The following is a 14,961-nucleotide window of genomic DNA, read 5'->3' on the forward strand; positions in this document are numbered from 1 at the left end:
CCCACGGGCAATGTCACATTAGTACAACATTACCCGAAAGAAATACCCGTGATATTTTTCTCTTTATCAACCCTGATTTCTTTAATAGCGGATCGCCAGAGAGTACGCTTTTCTTCACGGGTAAGCGAATTATAAATATCTTTGAAATCTGACTGCAAAAATCTTTCAACGCCGGACAGATCAGGAGGCGTTTCCTCAACCGGATCGGGTATCTGCTGTAAGGCAGCAGTATATATTTCAAAGTCCTTTTTATACTCTTCAAGGTCAATCAGATCGTTCACATACAATTCTTTCAGACGTGTCAGCTTGCCTTTGATGGCTGCAAGGTCCGTCCGATCGGCGCGGCGCTTCTTCCGGGCCGCCTTTACTTCCCATTCAAGTTTACAGCGGTCGATCTCTTCTGCGAGATGATCAAATAGCCACTGTTCCACGCGATCTTCCCGGACAGAACCGTTATGATCACACCGGCCGCGCTGGAAATACTGATTGCAGCGGTAATAGTAATAATCACGCGTCATATAGCCTACAAGTTTATGTCCGCACTCGTGGCAGGTCAAAATAGAAGTAAATATATAGATCTTGCCGGACGGAGCAGAACGGGAGTTCCTGCTTGTAAGGACCTGCACACGGTCAAACTGTTCTTTACTGATCGCAGCAGGGCAGAAGTTTTCGTTATACCGTCCGTTCCTGTCATATACGCCGATAGCCAGTTTATCATGGAGCATACGGCGGAAAGTAGCGTCACACCAGTTCACGCCGTATTTCTCACGGATATATTTGATCGTCGCCCGCTGGGAAACGCTTGATTCATAATAATCAAAAGCGTCCTGCAAGATCGCCACTTTTTCCGGTATGAGTTCCAGGCGCTTTTCTTCATTTACCCTACACCAGAACGGGCAGCTGCCGGAAACAACGGTTCCATGAGCAATCTTACTGTCAAACACAACAGCGATCCTTTCTCCGTCGATATCAGCTTCATTCTGAGCGATCGAAAGTTTAATATTGATGTACAGCCTGCCGTTCGCTGTCGTAGTGTCGTATTCCTCGTCTGTACACATCCATTCACAGTTATGTTCTTTCAGAATTTCCGTGACCTTATAAAAGTCAGCCACGGACCGAAACCAGCGGTCCAGGCGGCAGAAAAGAAGCACGTCCACTTCATCCCGCTTCACAGATTCGATCATCCGAAGAAATTCCGTCCGCTTATGAAGGTTCTTCCGGGCGGTTTTCGCTTCATCTATGTATATCCCGACGATTACCCAGCCGCGTTCAAGAGCATACGCCTTTAAACGTTCCAGCTGTGCCGTGACGGAGAGACCTTTTATTTTCTGTTCTTCCCCGGAGACACGCACATAAAGCGCGACACGGATAAGCTGGCGGGAAACCTCTTTATTTTTCATAGTCAACACCTGCAATTTCCTTTAATTTCCCGCCCGCATTTGATATAATGACAATGCAGACGGTATGTTGTATCTGGTATGATATATCTTTGCACAGCGGCGGCAGTATTCCCAGTACGGCCGTCGCAATTCATTTAATCAATAATATAACGGTCATAGTATCTTAAAATCAGTTCTCTGTTGTCATATACAGTAGTCGGATATGAAACATATCTATATTTCCTACATAAGCGTCGCGAAAGGTCGGGCAGTTTATGGACAAGATAAGACAACATCGCGAGTTTCGTAGTAGAAGAATTCAGTTCAATGTCAATAGGATAACGATAGGTAGACAGCGAAGTAAACAAGTCCCCTCTGGAGTAATGTTTATCTAAAATCCTAAAGTAGTCAGTTTCGGATTGAGCAAGCCTTAACAGACCGAGTTCTGAAAACAATGAAATGTCAATACCAGACTTAACCCTGAACAATCCACATCCGGGATTGTTATGCAAAAGAAATAGAAAATCAGATAAATCAGGGTAAACCAAACTGTCAATAGCACTCTTTAAATCTTTAGGTATTCCAGAAATATCCCATGAAGAAGTAATAATATTTAATTCAAGAGCGAGCCTATACATGTGCTTACACGGAACTTTCCTAGTAATAAAATCAGAGCAAGTGCAACCAGACAAAGTAGTTTTATATATTTTATTTATATCCTTTGAACTACGAATTTTCATGCAAAATCTCTTTTTGTCAAGAGAAAAGACAGAACCTATTTTATCAATAGATAAAGCCTGCAAGAAACGAGAAAATTGTTCATCAGAACAATGAAAGTCCGTGCCGTACCCGTTAATAAATTTATCAGAAGCGGAAGAAAATTTTTCAGCAAAAGCAGCCTGCTTCTGCAATTCATATTCACGCCCCGAACGTTCAAAATCATCAAGCGTCGAATTGATTTTTGAAATAAACGATTTTAAATCCATATAAATTTCTCCATTTTATAATACCCGGCAGAGAAGAACCCTGCCGGGTTTTTCAGTGGTTAACAGCCTTATCACTGCCGGTATCTTCCGCCGGATCGTCTCCGGTAGTATTCGAGGCAGATAAGCCCGCGTTCTGTGCAGAACCGGAGCGACTTTTTATATATGCCGCCTCTGCCTCTTCAACCGCGGAAGGTGCCGCGGTTTCAGTGCTGGCGGCAAGATGTTTCTTGAAATGCTCAACAAGCTGTCTTCTTACGTCCGGTTCCAGTTCAAAATACGCTTTTACAATATTAAGTTCCAGATCGGTTGCACCGCGGTTCCTCAAAAAGTCGTCAAGGTTAAAAGTTGGTTCTTCTATGTACATAGGTTCCGCGCCGGTCCGCAGCCATTCTTCATTAACGTTATAAGCCATGCTTATTGATTTAATAGCCCGATCAGTAACAACCGCTCCGTCCTGCTCAAGACCGCTTATTCCGGTTTGCGCCATTCCTAAATCCTTTGCAAATTGCCGCTGATTCAAATGAAGAACTTCTTTTCTCAAATACCGTATACGTTCATTGATGGTCAATTATTTTCGCCTCCTTTCTTCAATGTAATTTTAGAATAACGCTGAACGTTCAAAAAGTCAATATAAAAATCAAAAATGACTTGACAATGAACGCTGAACGTTATATATTAGACTCATAAGAACGGCAAACGTTCAAATAATTACCGACAGACGGTAAAGGAAGGAGGGGAAAGTGGAAAACCAGATCATAAGAACAAAGATCGTACAAAGGGAAAACAACAAAGAAACCTGTGCGGCGCTGGAAATGACAGAAGAAGAGTTCCAGAAGATCATAAGCATATACGGAAAAGGGGAACCCACGATAAGGGAACTCAAACCATACAGCGAACGGCTACAGGAGGCACAGAAAGCAGCACTTCCGGGAGAAGAACTGAAAGAACAGAACTTTGAAACGGTGGACACTGACGGCTTTGAAAAAACCGTGATCCTTTTGTGGGGATGGATAACAACCCTGCAAAGAGAACTTACGGGAGACAAGGGCCTGCGGATCGAAATTAAATACGATCCGAAAGCCCTAAAGACTCAACTTGCAGTATACACACCTACGAAAGACGTGTCAGACGGCAAGCAGACGGGATTTTGAGGTTATCAATATTATCCCCATCCTCAATGAAGAACACACAGGATTGAAAGCTGTCATTCCAGTGAACGCCGTTATAGGTAAGTTCTTCAAGACGGGAAAGCAAAGACGCTCTTTCATCCGCGGAAAGCGAGGAAAGATCAACCCTATATTCATGCAAAGGCATATTCACACCCCCTTTCATACTGGATTATCAGCTGGCGGGCCGATAAGTCCAGTATAGCAGGGGAGAAGAGGGAAAGAAAGAAATATCATACCAGACGCGCCGCCGCTGGGAACGGCAGCGCACAGCAGACCGGGAGCCGGACGGGGCAGCAGGCGGGAAACCTGCGGGGCGGGTCCGATTCCCGCCCGGTCAGATCAGGGGGAGCCACACCCACAAAATACGCATTGCGAAAGGGGCAGCGGGCGCGCCAGCTATAAAGCGCGTAGTCGTTCAACAAGTTTTACCACTTTTTAATGAGAAAAGGGAACCGCAATGCGGAAAGGAGGAAAACGGCATGGCTGAAAGAATGGAAACAGTAATTGACAGGAAGAACACGGAAGAAGCAGCCGAAATTCTTTGCTTTGTGCAGGGGCTTGAAGAAGAAAACCAGAATGATTTTTTTCAATTTTTGCAGGGCGTGAAATACGGGCTGAACCTTGCAAAGAAAAAGAGTGAGGCGGCGAAACTTGCGTAGTAAGCACCCGCCCCGCGCGGGTGCGTCATTTTAAGGAGGGAAAGGCGCATGGAAAATGGAACAGTCGAACCGATCGTGAACGGGTCTTTCCCGGCACAGAGGTTTTTTGACACGCTGGCGCTGATATTATCGCGCCGGGAGAATATGGAAATCACGGTAAGGGTAACGAGCCTGCCGGAAGAACAGGGAAAACAGCAGCAGAAAGAGGCTGTTTAAATAAAAACATACCAGATACAAGGAGGAAAACACAGTGGAGATCAAAAAGAAAGCAGTGATCGTAAAGGATGAAGCAGGGCTTCCGAACTACATGACCATGTTTTATATGACACCAGAGGACCGGCAGCAGAACCCGGAAGGAGCGCCGGAAATGTTCAAGATCGGACATTATGCAGGGAATACCCGTCTTGCTGTCCTGATCTCACAATATACAAACGTGGTGCTAAATGATATTCCGGCTTCCCTGCCGTACCAGAAGCCAGTGGAAGGAATGACCTTTGATCAGGCAATAGAGGCTTGCATGAGAAAAGGCGAGAACTGGCATTTAATGACAAACACAGAATGGGTTTATCTTCTGGAAGAAGCGGACCGGTTGCGCCATACGATCGGGGGAAATACAAATTACGGGAAGGACGCAGACAACCCGGAGCAGAAAGCATGGTGTTATGACGGATATACCGTATTAACGGGAACGGAACCGGTGGAGTGGAGCCACGACGGAACCGCAGAAGGAGTTTTCGGGCTGAAAGGGAACTTCTGGGAGTGGGTTTCAGGTCTGCGGCTTGTCCGGGGAAATATCGAGTACATACCGCACAATAATGCGGCGGTCTGCGATTTAAGACCGGGGGCGGCTATGTGGAAAGCTGCCATGTACGAAGGAAAACGCCTGAAACTGATCGCAGACAACGGAGAAGTGAAGCTGACAACGGGAGAAAGAAAAGACGGTTGGACAGGCTGTCATATGTCAGAAATGAAGCTGGAAGGATTGGAAGAAGTACCGGAAATTGCCTATAAACTGGGAATCGTTCCCCGGAACTGGCAGAGCAGGAAAGATGGAATATGGACGGACAGCGAACTTGAAGAGGCAGTGCCTATCCGCGGTTCGAGTTTCCGCAACACCAGCTACGGCGGAGCCGCCGCGCTGAACTTGAGCAGCCCGCGGTCGAGCAGCAGCAGCGGCATTTCGTTCCGCTCCGCTTTATGGTTGGATGACTGGGAACTGATCACTGACATACTGGAACGGAACGCGTAAGCGGTCCGAAAGAAGGGATAAATGAAAAGCCCTTTGCACGGGAATACAAAGGGCTTTTCATTCGTCAACATATATAAATACACATAAATATTATACCATGTTGACGGCGTGAAAGCAAGCATGAACAGGGCGTTTTTCAAGCGTTTTCCCTGAAAATGTTGACCGGGAAGGACCCGGTAAACGGGCTTGTATGGGGTATTAACATTCCTACGAAAGAGAGAAATATAGAAATCATAGGATATAGCCGCACATGGTATAGAGACAGAGAGGAAGGGGGATAGAACACCCTCTTGCATGATACCCCTTTACGCTTCAACAGGTAGGACAGGAGCGCAGATGTTTTACAGGGAAAAGAAGACAGACTGCGGCGCTTACCGGGAGGCAGACATAATACCGAGAACAGATAATGCAGAAAGGGCGGTAAAAGGAAAGAGAGGGAAGAAGAGGAAAGCCACAGAGCCAAAGCAAAAGGACCTGAACGACAAGAACGCAAAGAGATACCTTGTACAGTTGGGGAATGGCAATTTCGGAATAGGCGATCTTCATGTTTCCTGTACATACAATGCAAAGAATTTACCGGATAGCGTCGAAGAGGCAGAAAGAATAGTGAGTAATTACCTGCGGCGGATAGCGTACAGAAGAAATAAACTGGGGCTTCCACCGCTGAAATATATCCTTGTGACGGAATATAAGTTCGCAAAGGACGGAGAGCAGATCAAGAGAATACACCACCACATAATCATGAACGGCGGGCTATCCCGTGACGATGTGGAAATGATGTGGACAAAAGAGCGCATAAACTGGCGGAAGGTGGAGAAAGACCCGCAGTACAAAGTAAGCCCGTTGGGGTATGCAAATGCGGACAGGCTACAGCTGAATGAAAACGGGATTGAAGCCCTATGCAAATACATCACGAAGGACCCGCAGGGGAAGAAACGGTGGTCAAGCAGCAGAAACCTTGAAAGACCGGTGGAGCAGCCGCCAGCAGATCATAAATACAGCCGCGCACAGGTGGAACGTCTGGCGAAGTCGGATGATTACGGAAAAGAATTTTTTGAAAAGCAGTTCTCCGGGTACACAATCACGGAGATAAAGCCGGAGTATTACGAAGAAACCGGGTGGCACATTTACTTGAAGATGTGGAAAAAGAAAAAACCAGAGCGAAAAGGAGGAAGAAAGAGAAATGAGGGTAACAGAAGAGGAAGCAAGAAAAAGAAGAAGACGTAAGATCATGCGGGCAATCTGGAAGCGTTATCAATACACGCTTATGCTTGCGATCGCTGTCATTGCGGCGGTTGTAATCGCGGCGATTGTGATACTTGCAGGAGGAACCGGGAAAGAGGCGGAAAAGGTTCAGGAGAACACTACAGCGGCGGCAGAAGCAAAGGATATTGCGATTGACCCGGAAGAGGGCGGCGACGCGGCAATGATGGACCCGGATAATTTCATTGAACCGTTCAACCGTATGTCCTGCGACTGGGGAGCCGGAGACACCGACGGGCTGACATTGTACCAGATACCGGAAGAATACAAGCGGACCGGCGGGAAATTTCCGCAGGTAGTACAAGTATATACATACTGCCTCTGCCGGGAATATGAGATTGATTATAACGTCATTCTTGCCATGATCGAGGTGGAAAGCGGGTACAAATGGAGCGCTGAAAGCGGGAGCGCCTATGGATATATGCAGATCGTACCGGAATACCACACGGAAAGAATGGAACTGTTGCACGTTGCGGATATTACGGACCCTTACGGAAATATTCGGGTTGGAATAGATTATTTTGCAGAATTGGTCTGGAAGTACGAGTGGAGTTATACAAAGGCTCTGACGGCGTATAAAAACGGGGAATATGGGGCAGAGACAGAGTATTTCAGCAAAGGGGAAGATACCTGCGAATATGCGGAAAGAGTAATGGAGATCGCAGACAGGATAAGAGACAGGGAGGCGTAACGATGGAAACGGGAATGAATTTAGGTCAGATGATGAAAGCGATAGTACCCAGTGACCGGGTTGTTGTGATCAATGCGGCAGGGCAGGTCATTTACAGAGGTTTTGCGGCGAACTTTGAACATACCGGAATAAGTGACGGAAGACCCGTAAAGTCTTTCGGCCTGGGAATGGAGACATACAGGAAGACGGAAACCATGTTTGACTGGAAAAATGTCAGGGAACTTCCCAGACAGGTTCCGGTTGAGCAGATGGAAGAATACAGCACGAAAGATTTAAGCCACATTATCTACACCAGAATTATTTTAGAGAATTGAGGGAACGGGAATGAACATAGGGCTTGTGGACGTGGATTCACATAATTTCCCGAACATTCCGCTTATGAAGCTGTCAGCATATCACAAGAGAAACGGGGATTGTGTGGAGTTTGCCAGGGAAGGAATAATATATGACCGCCTGTATATGAGCAAGATTTTCACAGAGAGCAGAGAACCGGAAGGACTGGAAGCAAAAGAGATCATCAGAGGCGGGAGCGGGTATGATCTGGAAAACAGGCTGCCGGAAGAGATCGAACACACTTACCCGGACTACGGGCTTTACCCGGAACTGACAAAAGACACGGCGTATGGAATGTTGACAAGGGGTTGCCCGCGGAAAGACCACGGTTTCTGTATCACGCCAGAGAAAGACGGATGTATCAGCAGGAAGACAGCAAACTTGAAGGAGTTCTGGAACGGACAGAAAAATATTATCCTGCTTGACCAGAATTTACTTGCCTGTAAAGACAGATCGGATTTACTGGGGCAGTTAAAAGAATCCGGGGCAAGGGTAGATTTTCAGGGAGGAACGGACGTTAGATTTCTGAACGGGTCATTGATAGAGGAATTAAGGGGAATTAAAGTAAAGGATTTTCATTTTGCCTGGGATAACCCGAAAGAAGACCTGAAAGAAAAGTTCCGGCTCTTCAAAGAAAGCAAAATAAAGAGCGTTGACAGAATCGGCGTGTATGTACTCACAAATTATTGGAGTTCCGTAGAAGAAGACCTGTACAGAGTATATACGCTGCGGGAAATGGGCTTCCTTCCGTATGTGATGATCTACGATAAACAGAAGTTTGTAAATCAATACGGGAAATGGCGGGCAGGGGTTGAAAGGACATACACGCGGGAACAAATGATTCACTTTAAAACCTGTCAGCATATGCAGCGTTGGAGTTCTTCCCGATCAGTGATTAAGATATGCCCGGACTTCAACGATTATGAACCGTATGCAAAATGGAAACGGTCAGGCTGTCCGGTTCCGGGGGATAAAAAATGACGAAGACAAAGAAAAAAATAAAAATGACAAAGGAAGACCGGGAATATTTTAAGCAGGGAATGAAGACGGCGAACCCGATAGAATTTTTAATGATCACGGATTTCTTGAATGAAGCAGAAGAACTTTTCACAGCAGAAGATTTAAAATTCATGCACTCATGCGCCGGGAAGCGCGCGGAAAGACTTTTAAAGAATGTTGTGGAAAACCTTTCGTTTGAAGATAAACCAGATACAACAGGAGGCGAGTTCTTATGACCAGAGAACAGGCGCAAGAGAAGCTGAAAAAGCTGAAAGCCCTTGCGGAAAGGGGAGTGGGAGGGGAGAAAGAAACCGCAATGAAGCTGCACCGGGAACTGATGAAAAAATATGAAATTGAGGAAGAAGAGATTCTTTCAGAAACCTTGAAAGTTCATTGGTTCGGATACAGAACGGAATTAGAAGAAATTCTGCTACTTAGAATTTTTTATAAAGTGACTGGGAGCAGAACATATCATGTGTACACAAAGAAATATAGCAGGAGAAAGAAAAGAGGCTGCGAGTGTACAGAGATCGAAGCGGCGGAAATAAAGTTGCTGTTTGAGTTCTACAGGAACGAACTGAAAAGGGAATTGGAAACCTTCATAGCGGCGTTTATCAGCGGGAACAGGATTTACCCGGATAAGACGGCCCGCTGCTACGAAGAAAGAAAAGACGACGACAGAGAACCGACACCGGAAGAAATGCGGCAAATGAAAAAGGCACAGTTTATGGCACTTATGATGGATAAAAGGAAGCCGCCGCGGGCAATGATCGGGGAATATGAGGAAGAAGGAGAAGAATAGAAGATGATTAAGAAAATCAGAAGAAGACTGAAAAAAGTGACCAAATCGGACATATTACGGCTGATGAAAAAAGCGGTAATGGCAGCAGGCAAGGCGCTGATCTATACGTTTTACGCAGTGGCGATCATGAACGTTATTCTGAACATGGTATTCATTACCTGCCTGACAATCCTTGAATGGATGGGGAAAGTCGTGATCATGCCAGATTATTTAAGGATTGACGGATATTTCACGGCGGTCATTATGCTTGCGGCAGTGGTTGTTATGCACCACAGAAGAAAAGCCGAAGAGGAAGAAGCAGAAATGATCAGGCAGAGCGAAGAAAGGCAGAAAAGAGCGATCGAGGAGGCAAAGATCAATAACCAGAACTGGAAAACGTGGTTCAGAATACAGATGATGAAAAACATAAATTATTTCCGGGTAAACAATCAGCTGACCGTAAGAGAAGAAAGGAAATTCAGAAGAATTGTAGATTACACAATAAGGGAACTTGACAAGGAGGCGAAGGAAAATGGAAAAAGCGCAGAAGCCGAAATGCATGAAAAGCGATAAACCCACACTGACCGGAAACCCGCCGCTGATGTTCCTGAATAGTTTCTTTTGTCCGGTATGCGGGAAGCACCTGTTTTCCTATTACGACGGAGACTTGAAGAGAAAAGACTATAAATTCAGAATTTCGCAGGATTGGAACTATTGCAGTAAATGCGGAACCCGTCTTGATCTGGACAAATGGAAAGAACAACCCGGCAGCAGGGCGGAAGAGGAAATAGACTGGGAGGAATGAAAGTGCGGTTCATTGATTTTTTCGCCGGAATAGGCGGGTTCAGAAGAGGGATGGAGCAGGCGGGGCATAAATGCGTTGGTTTCTGCGAATTTGATAAGTTCGCTGTTGCAAGCTATACGTCCATGCACCTACTTACTGATCAGCAGAGAGAAAAGCTGAAAGAAATTCCATCGAAGAAAAGACAGAAGGAGATTTTAAAAGATGAATACAGAAACGGAGAATGGTACGCAAATGACATTAGAACAGTGGTTGCCGCAAGCCTGCCCGCCGCAGACTGTTGGTGTTTCGGGTTCCCATGCCAGGACATCAGCGTTGCCGGAAAGCAGGCAGGATTCAACGGACACCGTTCTTCTCTGTTTTTCGCAGTTACAGGGCTTATTAGAGACACAGAAGAAGAAAATCGACCCAAATACCTGTTTATTGAGAACGTGGAAAACCTACTTAGCATTAACGGGGGGGGCGATTTCCTCAAACTTCTCATTGAGTTGGACGAGATCGGGTACAATGCGGAATGGCAGGTTGTCAACAGTAAAGATTTCAGAGTACCGCAAAACAGGAAGCGGGTGTTCATTATCGGACATCTTAGAGGAAAGCGTACCGGAAAAATACTTCCTGTCACGGGAGCAGGTGGAGAAAATAGCATTTCAATAATCGGACACCGGGAGGGGTACAGAAGAAATACACAGGTATTTGCACAAGACGGAATCACAGAAGCATTAAGCACCTGTCAGGGCGGCGGTAGGGAACATCACATTGCAATCCCGTTTTGTATCGACATGAATTACGGGGCGGGAATACATGAAACAGAGAGAGCAAGAGCATTACAGGCAAGATATTACAAAGGAATCAATAAGAGGTCAGGAGAAAATTCTTGCGTTGCAATCCCCGTACTGACACCGGACAGGATAAATAAAAGACAGAATGGCAGGAGGTTTAAGGAAGACGGAGAACCGATGTTCACACTTACCGCACAGGACCGGCACGGGGTAGCGATAGGAATTATTGATACACAGGGCAGGAAAGGAAAGAAAGCGGAGCCAAAGGGAATATGCCCGACACTACGAAGTGAAACACACGGAAATATACCGCAGGTGTGCATAGACATTACAGGAGAACCGGAAGGGCAGGAAAGAGAACAGGGGATTTTTGTTGAAATGCCGGAAGGCTTCGTGGTCTATGCGGTTTGGAGTGAAAAATATCATTGCTATCTGGCAATAAGAAAATTAACGCCGCGGGAGTGCTTCCGGTTGCAGGGGTGGGAAGACGAATACTTTGATCGGGCAGAATTTGTCAACAGTGACAGTCAGCTTTACAAACAGGCGGGGAACGGCGTGACAGTAAGCGTGATTAGAGCGATCGCAGAAAAGATGAAGGAGCAGGAGGAAAGAGCATGACACCAGAAGAAGCAAAAACCATATTTAAAGATTATTTCGGGTACATACAGAGGAAGGGGGCAAAGGAACTTCTGAAATGGATTGATCAGAAAGGATTTTTTGAAGCCCCGGCAAGCGCCGGACACCACGGAGCATATGAAGGAGGGCTTGCAGTCCATTCCGTGAACGTATTCCGCAGGATTTTAAGGATTTCAGATCATGAAAAGAAGAAACACCAGGAATACAACATAGAGACGCTGGCAATCGTGAGCCTGCTTCATGATCTCTGCAAGATGGACGCTTACACAAAGCAGGAAGACGGAACATACCGGGCAAGCAGGAAGTTCCCGGCAGGACACGGGGAAAAGTCAGTTTTTATTATTCTTCCGTTCATGGAACTGTCAGAAGAAGAAATTCTGGCGATCAGGTGGCACATGGGAGCCTATGACTTCTGCGCCAAAGGCGGAAGTTATGACCTGAACAATACCTTCAATCAGAGCCGCCTTGCGGTAATGCTTCACATTGCGGACATGGAGGCGACGCACTTTGACGAGAGGGAGGAAGACAGGCAATGAGTTACTACACCCGGCAGCAGGCAAGAAGGAGAAGCGAAGCGACGGAGCAGGAAGCGTTGATTACATGGTGCAGGATATTTGAAAACAGATACCCGGAATTAAAGATGATCTATCATATTCCAAACGGCGGCAGCAGGAATCAGCTGGAAGCGGCAAATTTAAAGCGGCAGGGGGTAAAAGCCGGAGTGCCGGACTTATGCCTGCCAGTTCCAAAAGAAGGGTATCACGGGCTTTACATAGAAATGAAATACGGGAAGAACAAGCCGACAGACAATCAGGAAGAATGGCTGGAAAGCCTGCGGCAGTATGGATATAAAACGGCAGTCTGCTACGGGGCAGACGAAGCAAGGGAAACCATAAAACAATATATCGGATGGAGGGAGACGAATTGACAGAAGAGGCGTTCAAGAAAGCGGAAAGAATCAAAGAGAACATAGACGAACTGGAAGACTTCATGTTCTGGTGTTCCGGCAGGAGAGAGGGCAGAAGAAAGATACCTGCAAGAATAGTTGTGTTAAAGCGGAAGATGATAGGCGGATTGAAAAGTAAAGAATTTACTATTTCGGAGAGATTGCAGCAGAGAATTTGTGATTGTGTGGAAGAGGAATTGAAAGAACTTAGAAAGGAACTGGAAAGTCTATGACACTGAAAGTCTATGAAAGCAGAAAAACAGTCACAGTAAAAGACCTGATCGGGATTCTTTCAGACCTTCCGCCGGAAGCGGCAGTGATCAACAGTCAGGAAAAGAATATAAAAATCTATCCGGGAAGAGACACAAAGACCGGGAAAGAAATTGTGATGATAGGTTGAGAGGTAAGGCATGAACAGCATGGAAAGGGAAATGAGGAAGCATATCCCGCATTACGGGCAGATGAAGAAAGTCGCGTCTACGATCGGAACAAAGAAACAGCGGACCGGTAACAGGAAGAAGAAAAGCAGATTAACGGAGATCAGCAGGGGAAGCGGAAAACCCGTACTCTGCCAGGGCGTAGGAGTTACCAGGGCGGCAAGGAAACTGTTTGAGTATGAGGAAACCGGACTGACCGCACAGGAGATCAGGGCGTTGCAGGAGAGGGAGAGAAACCTGACAGAACGAATTAAGAAGCTGGAAAGCTGGGAATGAAGGAGGCGGAAGCATGGGGCCGGAAAGATGTTTACTCTGCGGGGAACCGATACCGGAAGGAACACAGGTTTGCCCGGTGTGCATGGAGAAATACACAAAAGGGGAACTGGACGCACAAGTAGCACAGGAATTAAGAGACATTGCAGATATATTAAGCATTACGGCAAATACGGACGGAAATATAAAACGCTCAATGGAAGCGCTACTGCGGATTGCAGATAGGTTAAGCAGGAGGCAAGGGAAATGAGAAAAGACAGAAAGAAACCAACATATCTTCCGAAAGTCGCATTTGTCCGGCTTCACACAGGCGGGAAGGAAGTAAAAGAGTATCAGCAAGAGTTAAAAGGGCAGGGGTTTACATACAGGCAGTTTGAACACATGAAACGTTCGGATGAATATTGGAACGGACTGGAATTATGGGTAAGTATGTGGAACTATGACAATCACGAAAGCTGGCATTTATGGAACTGGAAAAAAGAAGATGATAGCAGGGTTATGCTAGCAATGTACGAAGCGGAGCAATACAATCCATTCCGCGGATACGAAAATAATTTTGAAAAGTTCAAGGCTGACTGGGAAGCGGGAACGTATGACCCAGGTTGCACCTATTCTTTTCCGCTGGAAGTAGTTGAAGTTCTGGAAGTGGTGCAGGAGGAAGAAGACAATACAGACCCAGAGGAAGTGAAAAAAGCAGTAAAGCAGGCAAAGGAAGCGGAGTATCAGAAACGCCGAAGACAGAGAATGAAAAAGAGAAACAGACATAGGAAAAGAAGTTGGAAACGGTGCGAAGTTCCAGATTGTAAAAATTGCCCGTTTCCGTTATGTGAAAATTGAAAGGAGAAGAAAGGAATGGGAAAGCGTAAGAACAGGCATTGCCAGAGCAAGCAGGAAGTTTTGCAGAGAGTATGGGAAAAGAAAAGAGGGCAGCAGGAACACCCGGCGAAAAGACAGCTGCGAACCATAAATCAGGTCAGACCGGCAATAGAGCGGGCAAGAAAGCAAATGCAGGAGAAAAACAGGAGGGAAAGCAGAAATGACGTGGAGTAGTATTGCGGAAGTATTTTCTGAAATATTGGCGGCCATATGGGTAGCGGTCAAGTTCGCATTTGCAGGAATCGGGATTCTGGCTTTCATAGGAATGTTGGGAATTATTTATATCCTGCTGCGGGAATTGTCCTGGTATGTAAGAGGGCTGTTAAAAGAGAAATTGAAGGAGGAAAAGAAAGACAATGAAGACAAGAGCATTTAACGCAGTATGTCCGCTGGAAATCGGGGATATGGTGGCGGTTACGATGGAAGAGAATGGAAAGAAGACGGCGTACTACATGCCGCAGGGAATAGTAATTGAGATCAACAGAGCCGCAAAGGTTCAGAAAGTGACGGACATTGCGGCGGTGCATTACTGCCGGAGTGGGAAGGTATGCTTCCTGTACGAACTGGACAACAGCGGAAGGTATGAAAGTCTCATGGTAAAAGTTCCGGTAAAGCAAATGTCGGATGAACTGGAACGCCGGGGAAGATAGTATGTCTGAAAGTTCCATTCATAGAGATTGACGGAGAAAAGATCATGGAATTT

At 46.1% G+C, this 14,961-nt stretch carries 26 protein-coding genes; 23 read left to right on the forward strand and 3 right to left on the reverse strand.

Annotation, left to right across the window (positions count from 1 at the left end; translation table 11 throughout):
* Window positions 1–29: 29 nt before the first annotated feature.
* The 3 genes from B5F07_RS18200 to B5F07_RS18210 all read right to left on the reverse strand — a co-directional run bounded on the left by B5F07_RS18200 (window position 30) and on the right by B5F07_RS18210 (window position 2,933).
* Window positions 30–1,400: a recombinase family protein gene (locus B5F07_RS18200; RefSeq protein ID WP_087162636.1), complete on the reverse strand. Its 1,371-nt coding sequence runs from the start codon at window positions 1,398–1,400 to the stop codon at window positions 30–32.
* A gap of 134 nt (window positions 1,401–1,534) precedes the next feature.
* Window positions 1,535–2,365 carry an SWIM zinc finger family protein gene (locus B5F07_RS18205; protein WP_087162637.1) on the reverse strand — a complete coding sequence of 277 codons (831 nt, stop codon included), beginning with the start codon at window positions 2,363–2,365 and terminating at the stop codon, window positions 1,535–1,537.
* 52 nt (window positions 2,366–2,417) lie between these two features.
* Window positions 2,418–2,933 carry a helix-turn-helix domain-containing protein gene (locus B5F07_RS18210; protein WP_087162638.1) on the reverse strand — a complete coding sequence of 172 codons (516 nt, stop codon included), beginning with the start codon at window positions 2,931–2,933 and terminating at the stop codon, window positions 2,418–2,420.
* Between the two features lie 172 nt (window positions 2,934–3,105).
* Between B5F07_RS18210 and B5F07_RS18215 the strand changes: the two genes are divergently transcribed.
* The 23 genes from B5F07_RS18215 to B5F07_RS18315 all read left to right on the forward strand — a co-directional run bounded on the left by B5F07_RS18215 (window position 3,106) and on the right by B5F07_RS18315 (window position 14,908).
* Complete coding sequence (locus tag B5F07_RS18215; RefSeq protein WP_087162639.1) at window positions 3,106–3,516, forward strand: hypothetical protein; 411 nt, start codon at window positions 3,106–3,108, stop codon at window positions 3,514–3,516.
* 497 nt (window positions 3,517–4,013) lie between these two features.
* Window positions 4,014–4,193, forward strand: a complete 180-nt coding sequence (locus B5F07_RS18220) for a hypothetical protein (protein ID WP_087162640.1) — start codon at window positions 4,014–4,016, stop codon at window positions 4,191–4,193.
* Between the two features lie 48 nt (window positions 4,194–4,241).
* Entirely contained in the window at window positions 4,242–4,409 is a 168-nt protein-coding gene (locus B5F07_RS22885; RefSeq protein ID WP_191404300.1) for a hypothetical protein, read from the forward strand.
* A gap of 34 nt (window positions 4,410–4,443) precedes the next feature.
* On the forward strand, window positions 4,444–5,442 hold the full coding sequence (locus B5F07_RS18225) for an SUMF1/EgtB/PvdO family nonheme iron enzyme (RefSeq protein WP_087162641.1): 999 nt from the start codon (window positions 4,444–4,446) through the stop codon (window positions 5,440–5,442).
* Window positions 5,443–5,778: 336 nt separating this feature from the next.
* Complete coding sequence (locus B5F07_RS18230) at window positions 5,779–6,669, forward strand: rolling circle replication-associated protein (RefSeq protein ID WP_087162642.1); 891 nt, start codon at window positions 5,779–5,781, stop codon at window positions 6,667–6,669.
* Window positions 6,626–7,396 (forward strand): lytic transglycosylase domain-containing protein, encoded by a 771-nt coding sequence (locus B5F07_RS18235; RefSeq protein WP_087162643.1) that lies wholly within the window; start codon window positions 6,626–6,628, stop codon window positions 7,394–7,396. The genes B5F07_RS18230 and B5F07_RS18235 overlap by 44 nt, the downstream gene beginning before the upstream one ends.
* A 2-nt stretch (window positions 7,397–7,398) precedes the next feature.
* Window positions 7,399–7,710, forward strand: coding sequence for a hypothetical protein (locus tag B5F07_RS18240; protein WP_087162644.1), 312 nt, complete (start codon window positions 7,399–7,401; stop codon window positions 7,708–7,710).
* A gap of 10 nt (window positions 7,711–7,720) precedes the next feature.
* A complete protein-coding gene (locus tag B5F07_RS18245; RefSeq protein ID WP_242972584.1) occupies window positions 7,721–8,710 on the forward strand; it encodes a hypothetical protein in 990 nt (329 codons plus the stop codon).
* A 23-nt stretch (window positions 8,711–8,733) separates the two neighbouring features.
* Window positions 8,734–8,964, forward strand: coding sequence for a hypothetical protein (locus B5F07_RS18250; protein ID WP_140398050.1), 231 nt, complete (start codon window positions 8,734–8,736; stop codon window positions 8,962–8,964).
* Window positions 8,961–9,530: a hypothetical protein gene (locus B5F07_RS18255; protein ID WP_087162646.1), complete on the forward strand. Its 570-nt coding sequence runs from the start codon at window positions 8,961–8,963 to the stop codon at window positions 9,528–9,530. Before B5F07_RS18250 ends, B5F07_RS18255 begins: the two co-directional genes overlap by 4 nt.
* 3 nt (window positions 9,531–9,533) lie before the next feature.
* Window positions 9,534–10,082, forward strand: a complete 549-nt coding sequence (locus B5F07_RS18260; RefSeq protein ID WP_087162647.1) for a hypothetical protein — start codon at window positions 9,534–9,536, stop codon at window positions 10,080–10,082.
* A complete protein-coding gene (locus tag B5F07_RS18265) occupies window positions 10,042–10,314 on the forward strand; it encodes a hypothetical protein (protein WP_087162648.1) in 273 nt (90 codons plus the stop codon). Before B5F07_RS18260 ends, B5F07_RS18265 begins: the two co-directional genes overlap by 41 nt.
* Complete coding sequence (locus B5F07_RS18270) at window positions 10,311–11,708, forward strand: DNA cytosine methyltransferase (RefSeq protein WP_087162649.1); 1,398 nt, start codon at window positions 10,311–10,313, stop codon at window positions 11,706–11,708. Before B5F07_RS18265 ends, B5F07_RS18270 begins: the two co-directional genes overlap by 4 nt.
* Window positions 11,705–12,262, forward strand: coding sequence for an HD domain-containing protein (locus B5F07_RS18275; RefSeq protein WP_087162650.1), 558 nt, complete (start codon window positions 11,705–11,707; stop codon window positions 12,260–12,262). Before B5F07_RS18270 ends, B5F07_RS18275 begins: the two co-directional genes overlap by 4 nt.
* A complete protein-coding gene (locus B5F07_RS18280; protein ID WP_087162651.1) occupies window positions 12,259–12,654 on the forward strand; it encodes a VRR-NUC domain-containing protein in 396 nt (131 codons plus the stop codon). The genes B5F07_RS18275 and B5F07_RS18280 overlap by 4 nt, the downstream gene beginning before the upstream one ends.
* Window positions 12,651–12,905: a hypothetical protein gene (locus tag B5F07_RS18285; RefSeq protein WP_087162652.1), complete on the forward strand. Its 255-nt coding sequence runs from the start codon at window positions 12,651–12,653 to the stop codon at window positions 12,903–12,905. The genes B5F07_RS18280 and B5F07_RS18285 overlap by 4 nt, the downstream gene beginning before the upstream one ends.
* The gene (locus B5F07_RS22680; RefSeq protein ID WP_162613172.1) at window positions 12,902–13,072 is read left to right on the forward strand and encodes a hypothetical protein; all 171 of its coding nucleotides are present in this window, start codon (window positions 12,902–12,904) and stop codon (window positions 13,070–13,072) included. The genes B5F07_RS18285 and B5F07_RS22680 overlap by 4 nt, the downstream gene beginning before the upstream one ends.
* Before the next feature lie 10 nt (window positions 13,073–13,082).
* Complete coding sequence (locus B5F07_RS18290; protein WP_087162653.1) at window positions 13,083–13,385, forward strand: hypothetical protein; 303 nt, start codon at window positions 13,083–13,085, stop codon at window positions 13,383–13,385.
* 13 nt (window positions 13,386–13,398) lie between these two features.
* Window positions 13,399–13,632 carry a hypothetical protein gene (locus B5F07_RS18295; RefSeq protein WP_087162654.1) on the forward strand — a complete coding sequence of 78 codons (234 nt, stop codon included), beginning with the start codon at window positions 13,399–13,401 and terminating at the stop codon, window positions 13,630–13,632.
* Between the two features lie 131 nt (window positions 13,633–13,763).
* A complete protein-coding gene (locus B5F07_RS18300; protein ID WP_242972585.1) occupies window positions 13,764–14,219 on the forward strand; it encodes a hypothetical protein in 456 nt (151 codons plus the stop codon).
* A 15-nt stretch (window positions 14,220–14,234) separates the two neighbouring features.
* Complete coding sequence (locus B5F07_RS18305) at window positions 14,235–14,432, forward strand: hypothetical protein (RefSeq protein ID WP_087162655.1); 198 nt, start codon at window positions 14,235–14,237, stop codon at window positions 14,430–14,432.
* A complete protein-coding gene (locus tag B5F07_RS18310) occupies window positions 14,419–14,634 on the forward strand; it encodes a hypothetical protein (protein ID WP_087162656.1) in 216 nt (71 codons plus the stop codon). Before B5F07_RS18305 ends, B5F07_RS18310 begins: the two co-directional genes overlap by 14 nt.
* Complete coding sequence (locus tag B5F07_RS18315) at window positions 14,615–14,908, forward strand: hypothetical protein (RefSeq protein ID WP_087162657.1); 294 nt, start codon at window positions 14,615–14,617, stop codon at window positions 14,906–14,908. The genes B5F07_RS18310 and B5F07_RS18315 overlap by 20 nt, the downstream gene beginning before the upstream one ends.
* Window positions 14,909–14,961: the final 53 nt, after the last annotated feature.

Source organism: Lachnoclostridium sp. An169 (genome assembly GCF_002160525.1).
Classification (GTDB): Bacteria; Bacillota; Clostridia; order Lachnospirales; family Lachnospiraceae; genus Mediterraneibacter; species Mediterraneibacter cottocaccae.

Excerpts from the sequence above, each read along its gene's own strand:
- B5F07_RS18200 (WP_087162636.1), bottom strand. The coding sequence starts at position 1,400 with ATGAAAAATAAAGAGGTTTCCCGCCAGCTTATCCGTGTCGCGCTTTAT.
- B5F07_RS18205 (WP_087162637.1), bottom strand. The coding sequence starts at position 2,365 with ATGGATTTAAAATCGTTTATTTCAAAAATCAATTCGACGCTTGATGAT.
- B5F07_RS18220 (WP_087162640.1), top strand. The coding sequence starts at position 4,014 with ATGGCTGAAAGAATGGAAACAGTAATTGACAGGAAGAACACGGAAGAA.
- B5F07_RS22885 (WP_191404300.1), top strand. The coding sequence starts at position 4,242 with ATGGAAAATGGAACAGTCGAACCGATCGTGAACGGGTCTTTCCCGGCA.
- B5F07_RS18230 (WP_087162642.1), top strand. The coding sequence starts at position 5,779 with ATGTTTTACAGGGAAAAGAAGACAGACTGCGGCGCTTACCGGGAGGCA.
- B5F07_RS18235 (WP_087162643.1), top strand. The coding sequence starts at position 6,626 with ATGAGGGTAACAGAAGAGGAAGCAAGAAAAAGAAGAAGACGTAAGATC.
- B5F07_RS18240 (WP_087162644.1), top strand. The coding sequence starts at position 7,399 with ATGGAAACGGGAATGAATTTAGGTCAGATGATGAAAGCGATAGTACCC.
- B5F07_RS18245 (WP_242972584.1), top strand. The coding sequence starts at position 7,721 with ATGAACATAGGGCTTGTGGACGTGGATTCACATAATTTCCCGAACATT.
- B5F07_RS18250 (WP_140398050.1), top strand. The coding sequence starts at position 8,734 with ATGACAAAGGAAGACCGGGAATATTTTAAGCAGGGAATGAAGACGGCG.
- B5F07_RS18255 (WP_087162646.1), top strand. The coding sequence starts at position 8,961 with ATGACCAGAGAACAGGCGCAAGAGAAGCTGAAAAAGCTGAAAGCCCTT.
- B5F07_RS18260 (WP_087162647.1), top strand. The coding sequence starts at position 9,534 with ATGATTAAGAAAATCAGAAGAAGACTGAAAAAAGTGACCAAATCGGAC.
- B5F07_RS18265 (WP_087162648.1), top strand. The coding sequence starts at position 10,042 with ATGGAAAAAGCGCAGAAGCCGAAATGCATGAAAAGCGATAAACCCACA.
- B5F07_RS18270 (WP_087162649.1), top strand. The coding sequence starts at position 10,311 with ATGAAAGTGCGGTTCATTGATTTTTTCGCCGGAATAGGCGGGTTCAGA.
- B5F07_RS18275 (WP_087162650.1), top strand. The coding sequence starts at position 11,705 with ATGACACCAGAAGAAGCAAAAACCATATTTAAAGATTATTTCGGGTAC.
- B5F07_RS18280 (WP_087162651.1), top strand. The coding sequence starts at position 12,259 with ATGAGTTACTACACCCGGCAGCAGGCAAGAAGGAGAAGCGAAGCGACG.
- B5F07_RS22680 (WP_162613172.1), top strand. The coding sequence starts at position 12,902 with ATGACACTGAAAGTCTATGAAAGCAGAAAAACAGTCACAGTAAAAGAC.
- B5F07_RS18290 (WP_087162653.1), top strand. The coding sequence starts at position 13,083 with ATGAACAGCATGGAAAGGGAAATGAGGAAGCATATCCCGCATTACGGG.
- B5F07_RS18295 (WP_087162654.1), top strand. The coding sequence starts at position 13,399 with ATGGGGCCGGAAAGATGTTTACTCTGCGGGGAACCGATACCGGAAGGA.
- B5F07_RS18300 (WP_242972585.1), top strand. The coding sequence starts at position 13,764 with ATGAAACGTTCGGATGAATATTGGAACGGACTGGAATTATGGGTAAGT.
- B5F07_RS18305 (WP_087162655.1), top strand. The coding sequence starts at position 14,235 with ATGGGAAAGCGTAAGAACAGGCATTGCCAGAGCAAGCAGGAAGTTTTG.
- B5F07_RS18310 (WP_087162656.1), top strand. The coding sequence starts at position 14,419 with ATGACGTGGAGTAGTATTGCGGAAGTATTTTCTGAAATATTGGCGGCC.
- B5F07_RS18315 (WP_087162657.1), top strand. The coding sequence starts at position 14,615 with ATGAAGACAAGAGCATTTAACGCAGTATGTCCGCTGGAAATCGGGGAT.